The organism is Leminorella grimontii (assembly GCF_039789245.1).
Classification (GTDB): Bacteria; Pseudomonadota; Gammaproteobacteria; order Enterobacterales; family Enterobacteriaceae; genus Leminorella; species Leminorella grimontii.
The window spans coordinates 2,793,962-2,813,151 of sequence record NZ_CP146357.1 but is presented as its reverse complement, the minus strand read 5'-3'; the positions used below and the strand labels follow the sequence as shown (position 1 = coordinate 2,813,151).

At 54.5% G+C, this 19,190-nt stretch carries 16 protein-coding genes; 12 read left to right on the top strand and 4 right to left on the bottom strand.

Annotated features, from left to right (window positions below):
* Nucleotides 1–3 precede the first annotated feature (3 nt).
* The 5 genes from lepB to pdxJ all read left to right on the top strand — a co-directional run bounded on the left by lepB (nucleotide 4) and on the right by pdxJ (nucleotide 4,473).
* Nucleotides 4–993, top strand: a complete 990-nt coding sequence (lepB, locus tag V8L73_RS13090; protein ID WP_347253188.1) for a signal peptidase I — start codon at nucleotides 4–6, stop codon at nucleotides 991–993.
* 236 nt (nucleotides 994–1,229) lie between these two features.
* Entirely contained in the window at nucleotides 1,230–1,910 is a 681-nt protein-coding gene (gene rnc / locus V8L73_RS13085; protein ID WP_027275899.1) for a ribonuclease III, read from the top strand.
* Nucleotides 1,907–2,833, top strand: a complete 927-nt coding sequence (era, locus tag V8L73_RS13080; protein WP_036024577.1) for a GTPase Era — start codon at nucleotides 1,907–1,909, stop codon at nucleotides 2,831–2,833. The genes rnc and era overlap by 4 nt, the downstream gene beginning before the upstream one ends.
* A 9-nt stretch (nucleotides 2,834–2,842) precedes the next feature.
* Entirely contained in the window at nucleotides 2,843–3,571 is a 729-nt protein-coding gene (gene recO, locus V8L73_RS13075) for a DNA repair protein RecO (RefSeq protein WP_347253187.1), read from the top strand.
* Nucleotides 3,572–3,738: 167 nt separating this feature from the next.
* Nucleotides 3,739–4,473, top strand: coding sequence for a pyridoxine 5'-phosphate synthase (gene pdxJ / locus V8L73_RS13070; RefSeq protein ID WP_027275902.1), 735 nt, complete (start codon nucleotides 3,739–3,741; stop codon nucleotides 4,471–4,473).
* A 133-nt stretch (nucleotides 4,474–4,606) separates the two neighbouring features.
* Here the strand turns inward: pdxJ and V8L73_RS13065 are convergent, their stop codons facing one another.
* The 3 genes from V8L73_RS13065 to barA all read right to left on the bottom strand — a co-directional run bounded on the left by V8L73_RS13065 (nucleotide 4,607) and on the right by barA (nucleotide 8,288).
* Nucleotides 4,607–4,882, bottom strand: coding sequence for a type II toxin-antitoxin system RelE/ParE family toxin (locus V8L73_RS13065; RefSeq protein WP_347253186.1), 276 nt, complete (start codon nucleotides 4,880–4,882; stop codon nucleotides 4,607–4,609).
* Nucleotides 4,883–4,885: 3 nt separating this feature from the next.
* Nucleotides 4,886–5,134 (bottom strand): CopG family ribbon-helix-helix protein, encoded by a 249-nt coding sequence (locus tag V8L73_RS13060; RefSeq protein ID WP_027275904.1) that lies wholly within the window; start codon nucleotides 5,132–5,134, stop codon nucleotides 4,886–4,888.
* Between the two features lie 361 nt (nucleotides 5,135–5,495).
* The gene (gene barA, locus V8L73_RS13055) at nucleotides 5,496–8,288 is read right to left on the bottom strand and encodes a two-component sensor histidine kinase BarA (protein WP_027275905.1); all 2,793 of its coding nucleotides are present in this window, start codon (nucleotides 8,286–8,288) and stop codon (nucleotides 5,496–5,498) included.
* An 81-nt stretch (nucleotides 8,289–8,369) separates the two neighbouring features.
* On the opposite strand from barA, the gene rlmD reads away from it, so the two are divergent.
* From rlmD to V8L73_RS13025, 6 genes are all read left to right on the top strand, one after another.
* Nucleotides 8,370–9,689, top strand: a complete 1,320-nt coding sequence (gene rlmD, locus V8L73_RS13050; protein ID WP_261832266.1) for a 23S rRNA (uracil(1939)-C(5))-methyltransferase RlmD — start codon at nucleotides 8,370–8,372, stop codon at nucleotides 9,687–9,689.
* Nucleotides 9,690–9,709: 20 nt separating this feature from the next.
* The gene (gene relA / locus V8L73_RS13045) at nucleotides 9,710–11,941 is read left to right on the top strand and encodes a GTP diphosphokinase (protein WP_027275907.1); all 2,232 of its coding nucleotides are present in this window, start codon (nucleotides 9,710–9,712) and stop codon (nucleotides 11,939–11,941) included.
* Between the two features lie 81 nt (nucleotides 11,942–12,022).
* Nucleotides 12,023–12,829: a nucleoside triphosphate pyrophosphohydrolase gene (mazG, locus tag V8L73_RS13040; RefSeq protein WP_347253185.1), complete on the top strand. Its 807-nt coding sequence runs from the start codon at nucleotides 12,023–12,025 to the stop codon at nucleotides 12,827–12,829.
* A 151-nt stretch (nucleotides 12,830–12,980) separates the two neighbouring features.
* Nucleotides 12,981–14,627 (top strand): glutamine hydrolyzing CTP synthase, encoded by a 1,647-nt coding sequence (pyrG, locus tag V8L73_RS13035; RefSeq protein ID WP_027275909.1) that lies wholly within the window; start codon nucleotides 12,981–12,983, stop codon nucleotides 14,625–14,627.
* Nucleotides 14,628–14,803: 176 nt separating this feature from the next.
* Nucleotides 14,804–16,102 carry a phosphopyruvate hydratase gene (gene eno, locus V8L73_RS13030; protein WP_027275910.1) on the top strand — a complete coding sequence of 433 codons (1,299 nt, stop codon included), beginning with the start codon at nucleotides 14,804–14,806 and terminating at the stop codon, nucleotides 16,100–16,102.
* Nucleotides 16,103–16,403: 301 nt separating this feature from the next.
* Nucleotides 16,404–16,604 (top strand): hypothetical protein, encoded by a 201-nt coding sequence (locus V8L73_RS13025; protein ID WP_261832264.1) that lies wholly within the window; start codon nucleotides 16,404–16,406, stop codon nucleotides 16,602–16,604.
* A 100-nt stretch (nucleotides 16,605–16,704) separates the two neighbouring features.
* Here the strand turns inward: V8L73_RS13025 and V8L73_RS13020 are convergent, their stop codons facing one another.
* A complete protein-coding gene (locus V8L73_RS13020; protein WP_347253184.1) occupies nucleotides 16,705–17,001 on the bottom strand; it encodes an Imm53 family immunity protein in 297 nt (98 codons plus the stop codon).
* 707 nt (nucleotides 17,002–17,708) lie between these two features.
* On the opposite strand from V8L73_RS13020, the gene V8L73_RS13015 reads away from it, so the two are divergent.
* On the top strand, nucleotides 17,709–19,082 hold the full coding sequence (locus tag V8L73_RS13015; protein WP_036024623.1) for a tyrosine phenol-lyase: 1,374 nt from the start codon (nucleotides 17,709–17,711) through the stop codon (nucleotides 19,080–19,082).
* The last annotated feature ends 108 nt before the right edge of the window (nucleotides 19,083–19,190 follow it).

Here is a 19,190-nt window from a genome sequence, read left to right as displayed (position 1 = left end):
CGCATGGCGAATATGTTTGCCCTGATTTTGGCCGTGGCTACGCTGCTAACCGGCGTATTTTGGTGCCTTGAGCGCTTTAAGTGGGCGCCGGCTCGTCGTCTCAAGATTGAGGCGCTCAGAGTGGAAAACGACGGCAAAATTGACCGCCAGGCGCTAGAAAAAATTGTCGGCGGTTTGGGCTGGAAGGAGTCGCTTGGCTCTCTGTTTCCCGTTTTAGCCGTTGTGTTTATTTTGCGTTCTTTCCTTTATGAACCGTTTCAAATTCCCTCCGGCTCCATGATGCCGACGCTGCTTATCGGCGATTTTATTCTGGTGGAGAAGTTTGCTTACGGCGTTAAAGACCCGATTACCCAGACGACGCTGATTGAAACCGGTAAGCCCCAGCGCGGCGACATCGCGGTATTTAAATATCCGCTGGATAAAAACGTGGACTACATCAAGCGGGTGGTTGGACTGCCGGGCGATACGGTGCACTACGATCCGACCTCGAAAAAGCTGACGATTACGCCAGCCTGCCCAACGGATAAGGACTGTGAGCCGGCGCAGGAGTTAGAGTATTCAGCGCTGGAAAAGAGCAACTGGTTTATTGGCTCTGAGCCCGTAGAAGGGCACTTCGGCCAAATGAGAAACCGCTTCTTCGATCTGGAAACCGAGGCGGAGCGCGCCAGGGGGCTGATTGGCGTAGATATGCAGCAGCGTGAAGAAACGCTGGGCGACGTGGTTCACCAGACGTTGACCATCCCCAACGTGGTTGCCCGCGCCGGAGAGTACTATCAGCAGCCCGGCTCGCCGGCGAATACCTGGATTGTGCCTCAGGGGAAATATTTCATGATGGGCGACAACCGCGACAACAGCGCGGACAGCCGCTACTGGGGCTTTGTGCCGGAAGAAAACTTCGTCGGTAAGGCCACGGGCATCTGGATGAGCTTTGAAAAGCAGGAAGGCGAATGGCCAACCGGAGTGCGTTTAAGCCGCATCGGTGGGATTCACTAGTTTATTTAGGTTATACTGAGCCGCGTATGGTGACACTGCGCGGCGTCTCTACTTCGCTAAAATGCGTGGTAGGGCCGAAGGACGCGGCCTGAACGTCTATTAAAAGACGAGCATCCGGATTTGAGCCCGACTTAAATCCGGATTTTGCTATTAGGCGGGGTACAGCCTAACGGGATGCCTCGGCCCACAAAATAAACCGAGCGCTTTTTTTGATTTGAACTAGTTATTGGAAATGCATGAACCCTATCATTATTGAAAGGCTACAGCGAAAGCTGGGGTATACGTTCCAACAGCAATCGCTTTTACAGCAGGCTCTGACGCACCGAAGCGCCAGCAGCAAACATAACGAACGTCTGGAGTTTTTAGGCGATTCCATTTTGAGTTTCGTGATCGCCGATGAGTTGTACCGACGCTTTCCTCGCGTAGACGAAGGCGATATGAGCCGCATGCGGGCCACGCTGGTGCGCGGCAATACGCTGGCGGAGATCGGTCGCGAATTTGATTTAGGCGAATGCTTACGCTTAGGGCCGGGTGAACTAAAAAGCGGCGGCTATCGCCGTGAGTCCATTTTGGCCGATACGGTAGAGGCGCTGATCGGCGCCGTCTTCCTGGACAGCGACATTCACCAGGTCCAGACGCTGATTTTAGCCTGGTACCATTCTCGCCTGGAGTCCATTAGCCCCGGCGACAAGCAAAAAGATCCCAAGACCCGGCTGCAGGAGTTCCTGCAGGGGCGCCATCTTCCGCTGCCAACCTATCTGGTGACGCAGGTCAGAGGCGAGGCGCACGATCAGGAATTTACCATTCAGTGCCGGGTCAGCGGTATTAACGACGATATCGTCGGCATCGGCGCAAGCCGCCGCAAGGCGGAGCAGGCTGCGGCCGAGCAGGCGCTTAAGCACTTAGGATTAGAATGACGACAGAAAATCAAACGCCGGAGCAGGAAGCTAACCGCTGCGGCTTTATCGCCATCGTTGGCCGACCCAACGTGGGCAAATCGACGCTGCTGAATCAGCTTTTGGGGCAGAAAGTGTCCATCACTTCCCGCAAGCCGCAGACTACGCGCCATCGCATCATGGGCATTCATACCGAAGGGGCCTATCAGGCGATTTACGTCGATACCCCGGGGCTGCACATCGAAGAAAAGCGGACGATTAACCGCCTGATGAACCGAGCGGCGAGCAGCGCGATAGGCGACGTCGAGCTGGTGATTTTCGTCGTGGAGGGCACCCACTGGACGCCGGACGACGAAATGGTGCTCAACAAGCTGCGCAGCGTCAGGTGCCCGGTGATCCTGGCTATCAATAAAGTGGACAACGTGACGGATAAAGATTCGCTGCTGCCGCACATCGCATTTTTAAGCCAGCAGATGAACTTTATGGAGATCGTGCCCATCGCAGCGGAAGAGGGCATGAACGTAGACGCGATTGCCAAAATTGTGCGCAGCCAGCTGCCGATCGCTGAGCACCACTTCCCCGAAGACTACGTGACCGATCGTTCGCAGCGCTTTATGGCGGCGGAGATTATCCGCGAAAAGCTGATGCGCTTTTTAGGCGACGAGCTGCCTTATTCCGTGACGGTGGAGATTGAGCGCTTCGTCGCCAACGAGCGCGGCGGCTACGACATCAACGGCCTGATCCTGGTTGAGCGCGACGGTCAGAAGAAAATGGTGATCGGCAATAAAGGGCAAAAGATCAAGACCATCGGCATTGAAGCGCGCCGGGACATGGAAGAGATGTTCGAAGCGCGGGTTCACCTGGAGCTTTGGGTGAAAGTGAAATCGGGCTGGGCGGACGACGAGCGCGCGCTGCGAAGCCTGGGCTACACGGACGACCTCTAAGGCGCCCCCGTGGACGGCTGGCAACGCGCTTTTGTGCTGCACGGGCGGCCTTACAGTGAGACCAGCCTGATGCTGGACCTGTTTACCGAAAGCCATGGCCGCATTAAGGCGCTGGCGAAAGGGGCGCGGGGCCGCCGCTCTCAGCTTAAAGGCTGCCTACAGCCCTTTACGCCGCTGCTGGTGCGCTGGGGCGGGAAGGGCGGCGTGAAAACGCTGCGCGGTGCCGAAGCGGTTTCTCTGGCGCTGCCGCTGTCCGGCATTACGCTTTATAGCGGCCTGTACGTCAACGAAGTGCTCTCTCGAGTGCTGGAAGACGAAACGCCGTATTCCTCTCTGTTTTTTGACTATCTGGCCTGCATCCAACAGCTTGCCGGCGAATCAGGCTCGCCGGAGCGCGTCCTGCGGCGCTTTGAGCTGGCCTTGTTGGGGCACCTTGGCTACGGCATCGATTTTCTCCACTGCGCAGGCAGCGGCGAACCGGTCAGTGAAACGATGACCTACCGCTATCGCGAAGAGAAGGGCTTTATCGCAAGCCTGGTGATAGACCACCATACCTTTACGGGGCGCGATCTGGTGGCGCTGTCAAACCGCGAGTTTCCCGATGACGAAACGCTGCGTTCGGCCAAGCGCTTCACCCGCATGGCGCTTAAGCCCTATCTGGGCGGCAAGTCGCTAAAAAGCCGAGAGCTGTTTCGCCAGTTCACTCCGCGCACGCCGGAATCTAAGGCTGACCATTAGGTTGACAGCCTGGTAGCGTCTTCTTTACGTTGATAAATTTCCGACATGCCTTCGGTTTGATTTTCTTTTGCCTCGAAATCCGGTAAAAGGGATACACTGTTTTCAGACTGCTGCGACGGTGCGCGCGGCGGCTAACTTTTCACTTTTGTACGCTCGAGGTAGAAGTCATGTCGGACTTATTGTTAGGCGTTAATATCGACCACATTGCCACTTTACGCAACGCGCGCGGAACCGCGTATCCCGATCCGGTTCAGGCGGCGTTTATTGCCGAACAGGCCGGCGCGGACGGCATTACCGTGCACCTGCGGGAAGACCGCCGCCACATTACCGACCGAGACGTGCGCCTGCTGCGGGAAACTATCCAGACGCGCATGAATCTGGAAATGGCGGTAACCGACGAGATGGTCGGCATCGCCTGCGAGGTTAAGCCTGCGTTCTGCTGCCTGGTGCCGGAAAAGCGTCAGGAGGTGACGACCGAAGGCGGGCTGGACGTTGCCGGGCAGCTGGACAAAATGACGGTTGCCGTAGAGCGCCTGATGGATGCGGGCATCGCCGTTTCGCTGTTTATCGATGCCGACGTTCGCCAAATTGATGCGGCGGTGGCGTCGGGGGCGACCTTTATCGAAATTCATACCGGCCACTATGCCGATGCGACAACGGAAATCGCCCGCGCGGCGGAGCTTAAAAGAATTGCGCACGCGGCCAGCTATGCCAAAGACAAGGGGCTTTTTGTCAACGCGGGCCACGGTCTGACCTACCACAACGTGCAGGCTATCGCCGCGCTGCCGGAAATGTACGAGCTGAACATCGGCCACGCCATTATCGGGCGGGCAGTGATGTCCGGCCTGAAGGACGCGGTAGCGGACATGAAGTCGCTGATGCTGGCGGCGAGAAGGGCGTAGGGAAGAGAAACAAAGCGCCTTTAATAAGGCTGTACTGCATCCCAAAGGTTGAACATCAACTTAGTAAGGTGCAGCTTTTTTATGGAAATATCGGACGAATACTAAGGCAGAGTTTTAGTGTATGTTTGAAATATTAACGCTCTTCTTTTGTATGCCAAACGTCAACGATGAAAATGGCGTTATCTTTGACTTCGTAATGAATTTCGTAGTCGTCTAGCAAAAATTTCCTGACCTCGCGAGGAGCATATCGCGATTGAGGCGTGCCGATTGCCGGATGCGTTGTAAAGAGGGTACTTCCGGTTATCAGACGATCTAAAATATCCTCAGCGTGCAGGTGAGCGTATTGAAGGGCAAAGAGATAGATACGCTCCAGGTCGCTCTGAGCCTTAAGCGTCCAGTAAATTTCCATTTATCAGGCTTTCTTTAGGCGTTCAGCAAAATCCACCATGTCTGAATGGCTCATCACACGGCCCGCATCGACGTCAGCCAGCCCCTCCAGCACGCTTTGATGGCGGCGTTCCCGCTCAGCCAACATGGAAAGCAATGCTTCTTTTATAATCCAGCTTTTTGAACGATCCAGTTCTACTGCCAGATTTTCAACGGCAAGGGCCAGCTCAACGGGGATTTGAGCGCTGATGGTTTGCTTAGCTGAAGAGCCCATAGGAATTACCTCGTTTAATAACATTTAATAACTCCTATTAAGTTTAGCATGTGGGTACCTATACAAGTATCGTTTTCATTGCATTATGGATGATGAAAAGCGCGTTGCTAAAAAACTGTCTGCATTATGCGGCGAGTAAAAAAGGAGAAAAGCGAGAAGCGGTAAACTAGGAAGATAGCTCGTAGGAAATTACACAGAGTTGCGCTTATTTCATTATAAGTGCGCGTTTTCTCCCAAAATCTGTAACAGCCCACCAAGCAGTGGGCGTTGATAATAAATGGATGCATACGGGACTTGCCTGGAGGGTATGTCAAAATCGCCCAAGCCTCTGGCCTTCTGTACGAAGGCGTTTCTTGATGAATTAATCAATATATTCGCCCGCTTCCTGCCGCACGTTCTCAAACTCGTCCAGCATTTCAAGCCACTCAGGCTCGAGGTCGGTCGCGCTGACGCCGTTTCTCAGCTGGCTTTCCAGATAGTGGCACAGCTGCTTTAACCGCGGCACGCCGCTATAGCTGCAGCTGCCGTGCAGCTTGTGGATGAGGTTGACCATATCGTCGTCCTGCTGCCCGTCCAGTACGTTTTGTATCCGTTCTTCGACTTCGGATAAAAATTCTATCAGGCTTTTTAGCAGGTCTTTCGCCAGATCTTCCTTATTGGCTGCCTGCGTTAGCGCCAGCTGCCAGTCTAAAGAGCGGGGCGATTCAACTACGGCGTCCTGGGTGAGGGCTGGGGCTGATACGGGTTCTTCAATAACGGGCTTTGTCACGGGCTTTTTGGCCTGCGGTGAGACTTTGCACTGCGCCTGCAGGACGTTAATCAGCATTTCCTCATTAATCGGCTTTGCCAAATAGTCGTCCATGCCGCAGCCGATGAGGCGCTCGCGTTCGCCGATCGCCGCGTGGGCCGTCACGGCGACGATCGGCGTTATCAGATGGTTTGGCAATCGATGAATTATTTCGGCCGCCTTGATGCCGTCAATTTCCGGCATCTGAATGTCCATCAGGATAATGTCGAGGTCGTTTTTCTTGGCAAACTCGATGGCTTCTTCGCCGCTGTTGCACAGGATAACGCGGGAAACGATGTCGCTAAGCAAAACGCCGATAAGCTTCAGGTTGGCCGGGTTATCGTCTACCGCCATGACGGTCAGCGGCATCTGAAGCGTATGGGCCTGCACCGGCGCGGGAAGGCTGGCGTCGGAGCGGGCGCTCAACAGCGCGTCAAACAGGCGATTGCGGGAAAGCGGTTTACACAGGGTGGCCTGAGCGCCGACCTGTTTTAACGCTTCCACGTCGATATTCGGGCGGTTAGGGATGGCTAATATCAGGCGAGAGGAGATTTCCAGTGCCCACTTCATCACGGTGTCTTGATAGCGCTGAACGTCGGCCAGATCGACCGGTAGTCCAAGCAGGACAATGTCGTATTCTTGATGACGCTTAGGGACAAGCTCAAAGTTGGAATAGGGGATAACTTCGACTGGCTCATCCCTTAAGATTTCGAGCGTCGCCTGCATGGCGCCTTCATTCTCTTCAATATAGAGGATGCGCTGGCCGGATATTTTCTCAAGGTTAGGCACGTGATGAACGATGCCGCTGCCTTCCAGCTCCAGATTGATATAAAACCAGAAGGTCGACCCTTCGTGCAGCTTGCTCTGGAAGCTGATGTCGCCCCCCATCTCCCGGATCAGGCGCTGGGTGATAACCAGGCCAAGGCCGGTGCCGCCGTGGCGGCGGGAAATGCTGGCGTCGGCCTGCCGGAAGGCCTGGAACAGCTGCGACTGCTGGCGTTCGGAAATGCCGATGCCGGTGTCCTTCACCTGCACTTCGATATCCGCACTGTTGTCGTACTGATGGCGCAGGGTAATGTAGATGTCGATATTGCCCCGTTCGGTAAACTTGATGGCGTTACCCAGCAGGTTCATTATCACCTGCTGGAGGCGAAGCGGATCGCCGATAACGTTATCCGGCACGTCGCTTGCGATGTGCATCGTCAGCTCAAGCGACTTCTCGTGCGCGCTGTGGGCCAGCAGGATCACCGTTTCATCAATCGTGCCGCGCAGAGAGAATTCGGTATGCTCCAGCACCAGCTTGCCCGCTTCCAGCTTCGAGAAGTCGAGAACGTCGTTGATGATGTTCAGCAGGTTGCTGGCGGAACGTTCGATAGTTTGCAGGTAGTCGGTCTGGGTCGGCGTGAGGGTGGTTTTCAGCGTCTGACGAGTAAAGCCTATCACGCCGTTGAGCGGCGTGCGCAGCTCGTGGGACATATTGGCCAAAAACTCCGACTTGATTCGCGCCGCTTCCTGGGCGCGCTTTTTCGCCAGATCCAGCTCGACGTTTTGGATTTCCATCTGCTCCAGCGTTTCGCGCAGATCGGAGGTGGCCTGATCGATATTCTGCTGCATCTCTTCATGGTAGGCGGCGAGCGACATGGCCATCGAGTTGATGCCGTTTTTCAGCATGTCGAGCTCGCCGAGCATGTAGCCCTCAACCCGGCTGTCCAACTGGCCGCGCCGGATGCGGTCTACGGTGTTGACCATGTTGCGAATAGGGCCGGTCACGTCGCGCATCAGCCGATAGGCGAACAGCATTGCGATGCACAGGCAGAGGCTAAGCAGCAGGGTAGCGATAAAAATTTCTTTGTACTGCTGTAGGCGAACGGTGCGAAGATCGAGCTCAATGGCGATGTAGCCCAGCGTTCTGTGTCCCGGCTCCAGGCTGACGTCCATATCCGGCAGCTGGTTTTCCGAAACGATAGGCGTGCGCAGAATCAGCGAGTCGCCTTTTGTTGTGACCGTCAGGTCGTCGGGCACCGGCGCGCCTTTCGGCAGCTGCAATAGGGCGTAGTTCTGATGAAAGTTGGAGGTGACCAACAGGTGATTCTGCGTGTCGAAAACGGCAATTGACCGTACAATATTGGAATGGCGGCGGTGCAGCATGCTGACCAGCTGGCGCACCCCTTCGCGGTTGCTAAAGGTCATTCCGTACTCGCTGGCGATAGCGAGAGGTTCAATGATGCTTGAGCCCGAGTCGACCAGTTGGTCTTGCAGCTCGTTGTAGCGGTGTACCACGAAAAATGTGCTGATAAGAAGCCCGATAAGGAGCGTCGGAGCCAGAATCAGAATCATCATTCGGGCGCGAAGGCTATATTTGGTCATAAGGATCCAATATGGGACAATCAACTATCGATAGCGAATCAGGCTATTCAATAACGCAGTGACGGATACTTTTAAATCATCATGGTGCAATTCTACTCGCCCAGCCGCCGGAAGGCGATACAGCAGAAACTTATTGTTACCCCTTACGAGCTTGATACACAAGGTCAGGGCGTCGCTCGCCATGAGGGGAAAACGATTTTTGTGACCGACGCACTACCGCAAGAGCGCGTCGAGGTCAAAATTTACGAAGATAAGCGCAGCTATGCCAGGGCGAAAGCCGTGCGTCGCCTCTCGTCGAGCGAACATCGCCTCGCGCCGCCGTGTCCTCACTACGGCGTATGCGGCGGCTGCAACCAGCAGCACGTCGCGTCAGCGTTGCAGCATAGTAGCAAATCCCATGCTCTGGATCAGCTGTTTGTCAGGGAAGCCGGTCTGAGCGTCTCGCAGGGCGAGCCGATCTTTACGGCGGGCTACGGCTACCGGCGCCGAGCGCGCCTTGGCCTACAGTATGTGGCTAAAGACAAGCGCCTGAGCATGGGCTTTCGTCAGCAGATGTCCAACTCTCTGGTTGACGTAACGACCTGCCCGGTTTTGGAGCCAGAACTGGACGCGCTGCTGGCGCCGCTTTATCGCTGCCTTTCTTCCCTTCAGTGCGTTAAAAAGCTGGGGCATGCCGAGCTGGTGAAGGCCGATAACGGCCCGCTGTTGGCGCTCCGGCATCTGGCGCCGCTATCCGACGGCGATCGCCAGCGGCTGGTTGCGTTTTCCGAGTCCCACGGCGTCGCCGTTTGGCTTGCGGGCGAGGAGGGCGCGCTGGAGCGCCTGGCGGGAGAAGATCCCTTCTATCTCCTTGATGGCCTGACGTTAGGCTTTAATCCTCGTGATTTTATTCAGGTGAACGCTGGCGTAAATCGGCTGATGGTTGAACAGGCGCTGGCGTGGCTGGAGCTTCAGCCGACGGACCGCGTGTTGGATCTGTTCTGCGGTATGGGAAACTTTACGCTGCCGATGGCGAAAAGGGCCCAAGAGGTCGTCGGCGTGGAGGGCGTAGAGGCGCTGGTTGCCCGAGGGCAAAAGAACGCGCTTGCTAACGGTCTGGATAATGCGATTTTTTTACACCACAATCTGGAAGAGGACGTCAGTAAACAGTCGTGGGCGAGTCAGGGATTTGATAAAGTGTTGCTAGACCCGGCTCGCGCCGGCGCCGCAGAGGCAATGGCGCAGATAGTCAGGTTGGCGCCCAAGCGCATCGTGTACGTCTCCTGCAACCCGCAAACGCTGGTCAGAGACAGCAAGGCGCTGCTGGCCGGCGGCTATGCTCTCGGGGGCCTGCGCATACTGGATATGTTCCCGCAGACCGGGCATATTGAGTCAATGGCGTTGTTTATTAGTCTCAAATAGTTAAGCTGTGAGGAAGCGTTATGGTTGCGGTAAGAAGTGCCCATTTAAACACGGCCGGTGAGTTTGAGCTGGATAAATGGATTGCCAGCCTGGGAATAACCCATTCTGAGCAGAGCGAGCGTTTAGCCGCGACCTGGCGATATTGCGAACAGCGGGTGAAAGACAATCCCGACGCTTCCCTCTTGCTGTGGCGGGGGCTGGAGGTGGTGGAAATTCTGGCCACCCTCAGCATGGATATCGATAGCATGCGCGCCGCGCTGCTGTTTCCGCTGGCGGACGCCGACATTCTTGATGAAGAGACGCTAAAAGAACAGTTCGGCAACGAAGTGGCCTATCTGGTGCGCGGCGTGCTTGAAATGGACGCTATCCGCCAGTTAAAAGCCACCCACAGCGGCAATAACGCTTCCGTTCAGGTGGACAACGTCCGCCGCATGCTGCTGGCGATGGTGGAAGACTTCCGCTGCGTGGTTATCAAGCTGGCGGAGCGTATTGCCCACCTGCGGGAAGTCAAGGACGAAGCGGAAGAGGTCCGCGTTCTGGCGGCCAAAGAGTGCTTTAACATCTATGCGCCGCTGGCCAACCGCTTAGGGATAGGTCAACTGAAGTGGGAAATGGAGGACTTCTGTTTCCGCTACCTGCATCCGGACGAATACAAGAAAATAGCCAACCTGCTGCATGAGCGCCGCATCGACCGCGAAGTGTATATCGACAACTTCGTGAAGACCCTTCGTGAATCGATGGCGGAAGAGGGCATCAAGGGCGAAATCTACGGCCGCCCGAAGCATATCTACAGCATCTGGCGCAAAATGCAGAAAAAGTCGCTGGCGTTTGAAGAGCTCTACGACGTGCGCGCCGTGCGCATCGTGGTTGAACGCCTGCAGGACTGCTACGCCGCGCTGGGGGTGGTGCATACGCACTTTCGCCATTTGCCCAGCGAATTTGACGACTACGTCGCCAACCCCAAGCCGAACGGCTATCAGTCGATCCATACCGTGGTGTTTGGCCCTAAAGGGCAAGCGGTAGAAATTCAGATCCGCACTCGCCAGATGCACGAAGACGCCGAACTCGGCGTAGCGGCGCACTGGAAGTATAAAGAGGGGGCGGTCTCCGGCCGCTCCGGCTATGAAGAGCGCATAGCCTGGCTGCGTAAGCTCATCGCCTGGCAGGAAGAGATGTCCGACAGCGGTGAAATGCTGGACGAAGTCAGAAGCCAAGTGTTTGACGACCGCGTTTACGTGTTCACGCCCAAGGGCGACGTTATCGATTTGCCCGCCGGCTCAACGCCGCTGGACTTTGCCTACCACATTCATAGCGACGTCGGCCACCGCTGCATCGGCGCTAAGATCGGCGGCCGCATCGTGCCGTTCACCTATCAGCTGCAGATGGGCGATCAGATTGAAATTATCACCCAAAAGCAGCCTAACCCGAGCCGCGACTGGCTGAACCCTAATCTGGGATTCGTCAACAGCAGCCGGGCGCGCGCCAAGATCCAGGCCTGGTTTAAGAAGCAGGATCGCGATAAGAACGTGCTTGCCGGCAGGCAGATCCTGGACGAAGAGCTTGAGCGGCTGAATATCAGCTTCAAGGACGCCGAGAAGCTGCTGGTGCCGCGCTATAACGTCCATTCGTTTGATGAAGTGCTGGCCGGCATCGGCGGCGGCGACATTCGCCTCAATCAGCTGGTGAACTTCCTGCAAAGCAAGTTTAACCAACCGACGGCGGAGGAGGCCGATCGCGAAGCGCTGCGTCAGCTTAATCAGAAGACGGCCGCAGCGGCCCAGCGTAACGCCAAGAGCAACAGCCAGATCGTAGTGGAAGGCGTCGGCAACCTGATGCACCACATTGCCCGCTGCTGCCAGCCTATTCCCGGCGACGACATCGTCGGCTTTATCACGCAGGGCAGGGGGATCTCTATCCACCGCGCGGACTGCGATCAGCTGCAGGAGCTGAAAAACCACGCGCCGGAGCGCCTGGTGGAGGCTGTGTGGGGCGACTGTTACTCCAGCGGCTATTCGCTGGTGGTGAGGGTTATCGCTAACGACCGCAGCGGCCTGCTGCGGGACATCACCACCATTTTGGCTAACGAAAAGGTGAACGTGCTCAGCGTGTCGAGCCGCAGCGACGTGAAAAAGCAGATGGCGACCATCGATATGGAAATCGAGCTTTACAACCTTCAGGCGCTGTCGCGCGTGTTGACCCGCGTAAGCCAACTGCCGGACGTCATTGAAGCGAAGCGACTGGGCAGCAAGTAGCCCGCGCTTCAACCGCTCTTGGCCCTGCCGATAAAGGCGGGGCTAAATTTTAAATCTACCGTAAAGACAGAATAAACAGACATGAGTGAAGCCACCGCAATCGACCGCCTGCTGGGCATTATGGACACCCTGAGAGCGCCTGAAAGGGGCTGCCCGTGGGATAAGGCGCAGACCTTTGACACCATCGCCCCCTACACGCTGGAAGAAACCTACGAGGTGCTGGACGCTATCGCCCGCGGCGATCTTGACGACCTTCGCGACGAGCTGGGGGACCTGCTCTATCAAATCGTTTTCTACGCCCGCATGGCGCAGGAGCAGGGGCGCTTTGATTTTAACGACGTATGCAACGCCATCAGCGACAAGCTGGTGCGGCGGCATCCGCACGTGTTCAGCGACGGAAACGCCGCCAATGAAGGGGAAGTGAGCGCTGAGTGGGAAAAGCGTAAAAGCGCCGAGCGAGAGAAAAAGGCGCAGCACTCCGTGCTGGACGATATCCCCGACGCGCTGCCGGCGCTGATGAAGGCTCATAAAATCCAAAAGCGCTGCGCGAACGTGGGGTTTGACTGGACGACGCTGGGCCCGGTGGTGGATAAGGTGCATGAAGAGCTGGAAGAAGTGATGCACGAAGCCAGGCAGGCGGTGGTTGACCAGTCTAAACTGGAAGAAGAGCTGGGAGACTTGCTGTTTGCGACGGTCAATCTCTCTCGCCATCTGGGCCATAAGGCGGAAAGCGCGCTGCAGGCCGCCAACCGCAAGTTTGAACGCCGCTTCCGCCGGGTGGAGGAGATAGTCAAAAGCTCGGGCAAAACGCTGGAACAGGCCTCGCTGCATGAGATGGACATGGTGTGGCATCAGGTAAAAGAGGAAGAGAGCCAAATAAAAAATTAGGGCGCCGCTAGTCCAGCGGCGACGGGGCATACGCACTAATTTTTCGTAGGTTTGGCTTTCATTAATTGTTGTGGCGGGAAGGCTCTGGTATACTGCTTTCCCGTCCTAGTACTCCCTTTTCGTCTTTATAAACCTAACCTTCAGGTTCAGCATGGCAACTAATTATATATTCGTAACAGGTGGGGTTGTATCCTCACTCGGCAAAGGCATTGCAGCCGCTTCTCTTGCCGCTATTCTTGAGGCTCGTGGCCTAAACGTCACAATGATGAAGCTGGATCCCTACATTAACCTCGATCCGGGTACCATGAGCCCCATCCAGCACGGCGAAGTGTTTGTTACCGAGGACGGTGCGGAAACCGATCTGGATTTGGGCCACTATGAGCGCTTCATTCGCACCAAGATGACCCGCCGCAATAACTTCACCACTGGCCGCATTTATTCGGACGTGCTGCGCAAAGAGCGCCGCGGCGACTATCTGGGCGCTACAGTGCAGGTTATTCCCCATATTACTAACGCCATTAAAGAACGCGTCATCGCCGGCGCAGAAGGTCACGACGTAGCGCTGGTGGAAATCGGCGGTACCGTGGGCGATATCGAGTCCCTGCCGTTCCTGGAAGCCATTCGCCAAATGGCGGTGGAAATCGGCCGTGAGAAAACGCTGTTCATGCACCTGACGCTGGTGCCCTATATGGCGGCGTCCGGCGAGGTGAAAACCAAGCCGACTCAACACTCTGTTAAAGAGCTTCTATCTATCGGCATTCAGCCGGATATTCTGGTCTGTCGTTCAGATCGCGCCATCCCGGCCAACGAGCGCGCCAAGATTGCGCTGTTCTGTAACGTGCCGGAGAAGGCGGTTATTTCTCTTAAAGACGTTGACTCCATCTATAAGATCCCGGCGCTGCTCAAATCTCAGGGCCTTGACGAATTTATCTGTAAGAGATTCCATCTTTCCTGCCCGGAAGCCAATCTGGCCGAGTGGGAACAGGTTATTTATGAAGAGTCCAATCCGACCCGCGAAGTCACGATTGGCATGGTCGGCAAGTACGTTGAGCTGCCCGATGCGTATAAATCTGTCATCGAAGCATTAAAGCATGGTGGACTGAAGAATCGATTCAGCGTTAATATAAAGCTAATCGATTCGCAGGACGTTGAGGCCAAGGGTGAAGAAATCCTCTCCGGTCTTGATGCGATTCTGGTTCCCGGTGGTTTCGGCTACCGCGGTGTGGAAGGCAAAATCATTGCCGCACGCTATGCGCGCGAGAACAAAGTGCCCTATCTGGGCATCTGTTTGGGCATGCAGGTTGCGATGATGGAGTTTGCCCGAAACGTTGTCGGCATGGCCGACGCCAATTCGACCGAATTTGTGCCAGACTGTAAGTATCCGGTTATCGCGCTCATCACCGAGTGGCGCGATGAAGAAGGGAACGTGGAAGTCCGTACGGAAGAGAGCGATTTGGGCGGCACCATGCGTTTAGGCAGCCAGCCGTGCCATTTAACCGAGGGCAGTTTGGCGCGTAAGCTGTATGGCGCACCGACAATTTCAGAACGTCACCGTCACCGCTATGAGGTGAACAACATGCTGCTGCCGCAGATTGAAGCGGCCGGGCTGCGGGTTGCGGGGCGTTCCGCTGACCACAAGCTGGTGGAAATCATTGAGCTTCCGGACCATCCGTGGTTCGTCGCCAGTCAGTTCCACCCTGAGTTTACGTCAACGCCGAGAGACGGGCATCCGCTGTTCTCCGGCTTCGTTAAGGCCGCCGGCGAATATCAAAAGTGCCGGGGCGGCGAATGCGACTAAGCGCGGTCAGAGAGTTAAATATTTTCAGGAAGGCCCGCACTTAAGGGCAACGCAACAAAACGCCAGCGATAGCATCCTGGCGTTTATTGCCCCAACAGGAGCGGGACGCGTGACGGCCTGGCCGTCGTTGTCTACAGTTTGTTGAAAAATCAACGTGTGACTAGAGGAAAAACCGAATGTCCAAAATCGTTAAAGTGCTCGGTCGTGAAATCATCGACTCTCGTGGCAATCCGACCGTTGAAGCGGAAGTGCATTTAGAAGGCGGTTTTGTAGGTCTGGCCGCTGCGCCGTCAGGCGCTTCAACCGGCTCTCGTGAAGCGTTAGAACTTCGCGATGGCGACAAGTCTCGCTTCCTGGGTAAAGGCGTTCTGAAGGCGGTTGCCGCCGTTAACGGCCCGATCGCTCAAGCCGTTGTTGGTAAAGATGCAAAAGACCAAGCCAACATTGACCGCATCATGATCGAGCTGGACGGTACTGAGAACAAGTCCAACTTCGGCGCTAACGCCATTCTGGCCGTGTCTTTGGCCGCTGCGAAAGCCGCTGCTGCATCAAAAGGCATGCCGCTGTACGAACACATCGCCGAGCTGAACGGCACTCCGGGCAAATACTCTATGCCTCTGCCGATGATGAACATCATCAACGGCGGCGAGCACGCCGACAACAACGTTGATATTCAGGAATTCATGATCCAGCCGGTCGGCGCTAAAACGCTGAAAGAAGCCGTACGCATGGGTTCTGAAGTATTCCATCACCTGGCGAAAGTGCTGAAGGCCAAAGGCATGAACACGGCCGTTGGCGACGAAGGCGGCTATGCGCCGAACCTGGGTTCCAACGCGGAAGCGCTGGCCGTTATCGCTGAAGCCGTTAAGGCCGCTGGCTACGTGCTGGGCAAAGACATCACTCTGGCGATGGACTGCGCAGCGTCTGAATTCTACAAAGACGGTAAGTACGTTCTGGCCGGTGAAGGCAATAAGGCGTTCACTTCTGAAGAGTTCACTCACTTCCTGGAAGAGCTGACCAAGCAGTATCCGATCGTCTCTATCGAAGACGGTCTGGACGAGTCTGACTGGGCTGGCTTCGCTTATCAGACCAAGGTTCTGGGCGACAAAATCCAGCTGGTGGGCGACGACCTGTTCGTCACCAACACCAAGATCCTGAAAGAAGGCATCGAGAAAGGCATCGCGAACTCTATCCTGATCAAGTTCAACCAGATCGGTTCTCTGACCGAAACTCTGGCTGCTATCAAGATGGCGAAAGACGCCGGCTACACTGCCGTTATCTCTCACCGTTCAGGCGAAACCGAAGACGCGACCATCGCCGATCTGGCGGTAGGTACTGCGGCTGGCCAAATCAAGACCGGTTCTATGAGCCGTTCTGACCGCGTAGCCAAGTACAACCAGCTGATTCGTATCGAAGAAGCGCTGGGCGACCGCGCGCCGTTCAACGGCCTGAAAGAAGTTAAGGGCCAGGCGTAATTCGCTAACGCCTTAGCTCGCTAATAACGTCCCGCGTTGGGTTTCCCGCGCGGGATTTTTTTGTCTTTTTTTCACCGTAGCTTAGCGGGTGGGGAAAAAGGGGAGAGAGGCATCGTGCGGAATGCTAAAGCGCGTGAATATCGCCGAGAGTGTGTAAAAAGAGGGCGATTTAAGGGTGATAAAGTGGCATTTCCGTGCGCCATTTCTCCCTATGGCGCAACGCACGTTTCTCTCTATTACCTCTTGAATAAGAGAGGCTGTTATAGCTTAATGGTGATTCCATTAATCGATGAGGTGGACTATGGCGAACGCAAGAGAGTCAATTCAGCAAATGATTGGTGAAGTGGTCGTAAAGCTGTGCGATAAAAATGTACCGATAGACAGAGATTCCATCATCGAAAAGCTATTAAGGGTAACGCACAAAGAGGATGCGGGGTCAGAACGCAACAGGGTTGCGACAATGGCGCTTGAGTTCTTAACCAAGGCTGAAGCAAAGGTTTAAGCCTTATTCCAGTCGCTCTGATTAGTAGGCCGTCCCTAACGGGTACGGCCTTTATGTTGTTTAACCTAAAAGGCATCGCAATTTTTCTTAAGGAGCGCATTTATTTTTCTATCCACTCTTTTGCATATTGCAATACGATAGGCAGGTTTTGAGGGCTACAGTGGCCTTCAAACTTATTGTCATTGGCATCGATAACTATCCAGTTATCATTATCGTCAAAGTCAGCGGCACTAGGAATTTTAACGGTTATGGGTCTTCGATTGCTTTCGCCGTCGAGGATGACCCGCCACCCTGGGTTATCTATCGTATCAAGGGTAAAACCATATGAATGCTCCCACACTCCATCACATTTAGAGATATACCAATGTTGAAAGTATTCAATGAAATTGATATCCATTAAAGCTATTCCCTATGATTTGTTCGTGAGGCTATAGTGCCTTGACGGATTATAGTATCGGTAGGCATTGTTTCATAGTTAAGATAGAAACGGGCATACTTTTTCCCTTCAAATGCCCTAGATAATAAATAATTACCATGAGGGTTTTGGTATTTATATCAATGCCAGAAAACGTAAAAAACTAATATCGATAAAATAGTCATCTTTATTTTACAAATTAAATTCGTTACTTATTTATCATTTTAAAATCATTATCATTTTATATTCTAATGTATTGAGCCAAAAAACACCCCTCGCGAGATAACCATTTTAAGCTCCTTCAGTCAATCGATCTGGTTCTCAAATTTATGATACTCAGCCATTATTTTGTTATTTATATGATATGTAATGATTTTAATTTCATTATTCAGTGTAAATCATTATGTACATAAGAAATAAGGTGTCGGAACGACATCTAAAATGTAATCACGGTCACGCGTTTAATCTAAAGCATGATCCGGATCACGAAAAGGGAAGCGGTAGTGATAAAGAAAGCGATGCGGCTCGGTATTTAAATGAAATATTATTAGAATGATGTTCGTAATAATAAGGTTACAGGAAAGAGTTAAATGACGTTGCCCCACGCTATTGAAAAGATAACGTAAAAAGCAAGAATGAAAGCGTCCGAAATAAACGTTATTAATAAAATAGCCAATGAGGAAAATATAATGTCATATCCAGCTGAACCTTATAAAATCAAAGTCGTTGAACCTATCGCAATGACCACCCGTGAGCAGCGCTTACAGTATATTAAAGATGCTGGTTACAACACATTCCTGCTGCAGTCTAAACAAACCTATATCGACCTGCTGACCGACAGTGGCACCACCGCGATGAGCGACAACCAGTGGGCGGGTATGATGCTGGGCGACGAAGCCTACTCAGGCAGCGCCAACTTCTATCACCTGCAGGACGTGGTTGCCGAATACTACGGCTACAAGCACGTGGTTCCGACTCACCAAGGGCGCGGCGCGGAAAACCTGCTCTCTTCGCTGCTGATTAAAGACGGCGACTACGTGCCGGGCAACATGTACTTCACCACTACCCGCGCCCACCAGGAGCGCAACGGCGCGACCTTCGTTGATATCATCATCGACGAAGCGCACGACTCGCAAAAAGAGCTGCCGTTTAAGGGCAACATCGACGTCGCTAAGCTGGAAAAGCTGATTAACGAGGTCGGCGCCGACAAGATCCCCTACGTCTGTCTGGCCGTGACGGTCAACCTGGCGGGCGGCCAGCCGGTCAGCATGGCCAACATGCGTGAAGTCAGCAAGCTGTGCCGCAAAAACGGCATTCTGGTGATGTACGACGCAACCCGCTGCGTTGAAAACGCCTATTTCATCAAAGAGCGCGAGCCGGAGTACAAGGACGCCACCATCGCGGCCATCCTGAAGGAGATGATGAGCTACTCCGACGGCTGCACCATGAGCGGCAAGAAAGACTGCCTGGTCAACATCGGCGGCTTCCTGTGCATGAACGACGACGAGCTGTATCAGAAGGCCTGTGAAATGGTCGTGCTGTATGAAGGCATGCCTTCTTACGGCGGCCTGGCGGGGCGCGATATGGAAGCCATGGCGCGCGGCATCGTCGAGTCCGTCGATTTCGCCTATATCCAGCACCGTATCGCCCAGTGCTACTACCTGGCGGATAAGCTGACCAAAGCCGGCGTGCCGATCGTTCGACCGGTTGGCGGACATGCGGTATTCCTGGACGCCAAAGCCTTCCTGCCGCACGTGCCGCAGGAACAGTTCCCGGCGCAGTCGCTGGCGGCAGAGCTGTACATCGACTCCGGCGTTCGCAGCATGGAGCGCGGCATCATCTCCGCCGGGCGCGACAAGAAGACCGGCAAGAACCATATGCCGAAGCTGGAGCTGGTTCGTCTGACTATTCCTCGTCGCGTATACACCTACGCTCACCTGGATATCGTCGCTGAGTCGGTTATTCGCCTGTACAAGAACCGCGAGAATATCAAAGGGCTGGAGATGGTGTACGAGCCGAAGTTCCTACGCTTCTTCACCGCTCGCTTTGAGCCTCTCAAATAAGGCGTTTTCCCACTAGTGGAGTAAAGGAAGCGCCCTTCATCCGGGCGGATGAAGGGCGTTATCGTCTGGAGCTGTTGTAGGTCATGAATAGATTTTTTCCACTTAAAA

Bases quoted from the DNA above. Each gene is read 5' to 3' on its own strand.
- lepB (WP_347253188.1), top strand. From the start codon at position 4: ATGGCGAATATGTTTGCCCTGATTTTGGCCGTGGCTACGCTGCTAACC.
- rnc (WP_027275899.1), top strand. From the start codon at position 1,230: ATGAACCCTATCATTATTGAAAGGCTACAGCGAAAGCTGGGGTATACG.
- era (WP_036024577.1), top strand. From the start codon at position 1,907: ATGACGACAGAAAATCAAACGCCGGAGCAGGAAGCTAACCGCTGCGGC.
- pdxJ (WP_027275902.1), top strand. From the start codon at position 3,739: ATGTCGGACTTATTGTTAGGCGTTAATATCGACCACATTGCCACTTTA.
- V8L73_RS13065 (WP_347253186.1), bottom strand. From the start codon at position 4,882: ATGGAAATTTACTGGACGCTTAAGGCTCAGAGCGACCTGGAGCGTATC.
- V8L73_RS13060 (WP_027275904.1), bottom strand. From the start codon at position 5,134: ATGGGCTCTTCAGCTAAGCAAACCATCAGCGCTCAAATCCCCGTTGAG.
- barA (WP_027275905.1), bottom strand. From the start codon at position 8,288: ATGACCAAATATAGCCTTCGCGCCCGAATGATGATTCTGATTCTGGCT.
- rlmD (WP_261832266.1), top strand. From the start codon at position 8,370: ATGGTGCAATTCTACTCGCCCAGCCGCCGGAAGGCGATACAGCAGAAA.
- relA (WP_027275907.1), top strand. From the start codon at position 9,710: ATGGTTGCGGTAAGAAGTGCCCATTTAAACACGGCCGGTGAGTTTGAG.
- mazG (WP_347253185.1), top strand. From the start codon at position 12,023: ATGAGTGAAGCCACCGCAATCGACCGCCTGCTGGGCATTATGGACACC.
- pyrG (WP_027275909.1), top strand. From the start codon at position 12,981: ATGGCAACTAATTATATATTCGTAACAGGTGGGGTTGTATCCTCACTC.
- eno (WP_027275910.1), top strand. From the start codon at position 14,804: ATGTCCAAAATCGTTAAAGTGCTCGGTCGTGAAATCATCGACTCTCGT.
- V8L73_RS13025 (WP_261832264.1), top strand. From the start codon at position 16,404: ATGGCGAACGCAAGAGAGTCAATTCAGCAAATGATTGGTGAAGTGGTC.
- V8L73_RS13020 (WP_347253184.1), bottom strand. From the start codon at position 17,001: ATGGATATCAATTTCATTGAATACTTTCAACATTGGTATATCTCTAAA.
- V8L73_RS13015 (WP_036024623.1), top strand. From the start codon at position 17,709: ATGTCATATCCAGCTGAACCTTATAAAATCAAAGTCGTTGAACCTATC.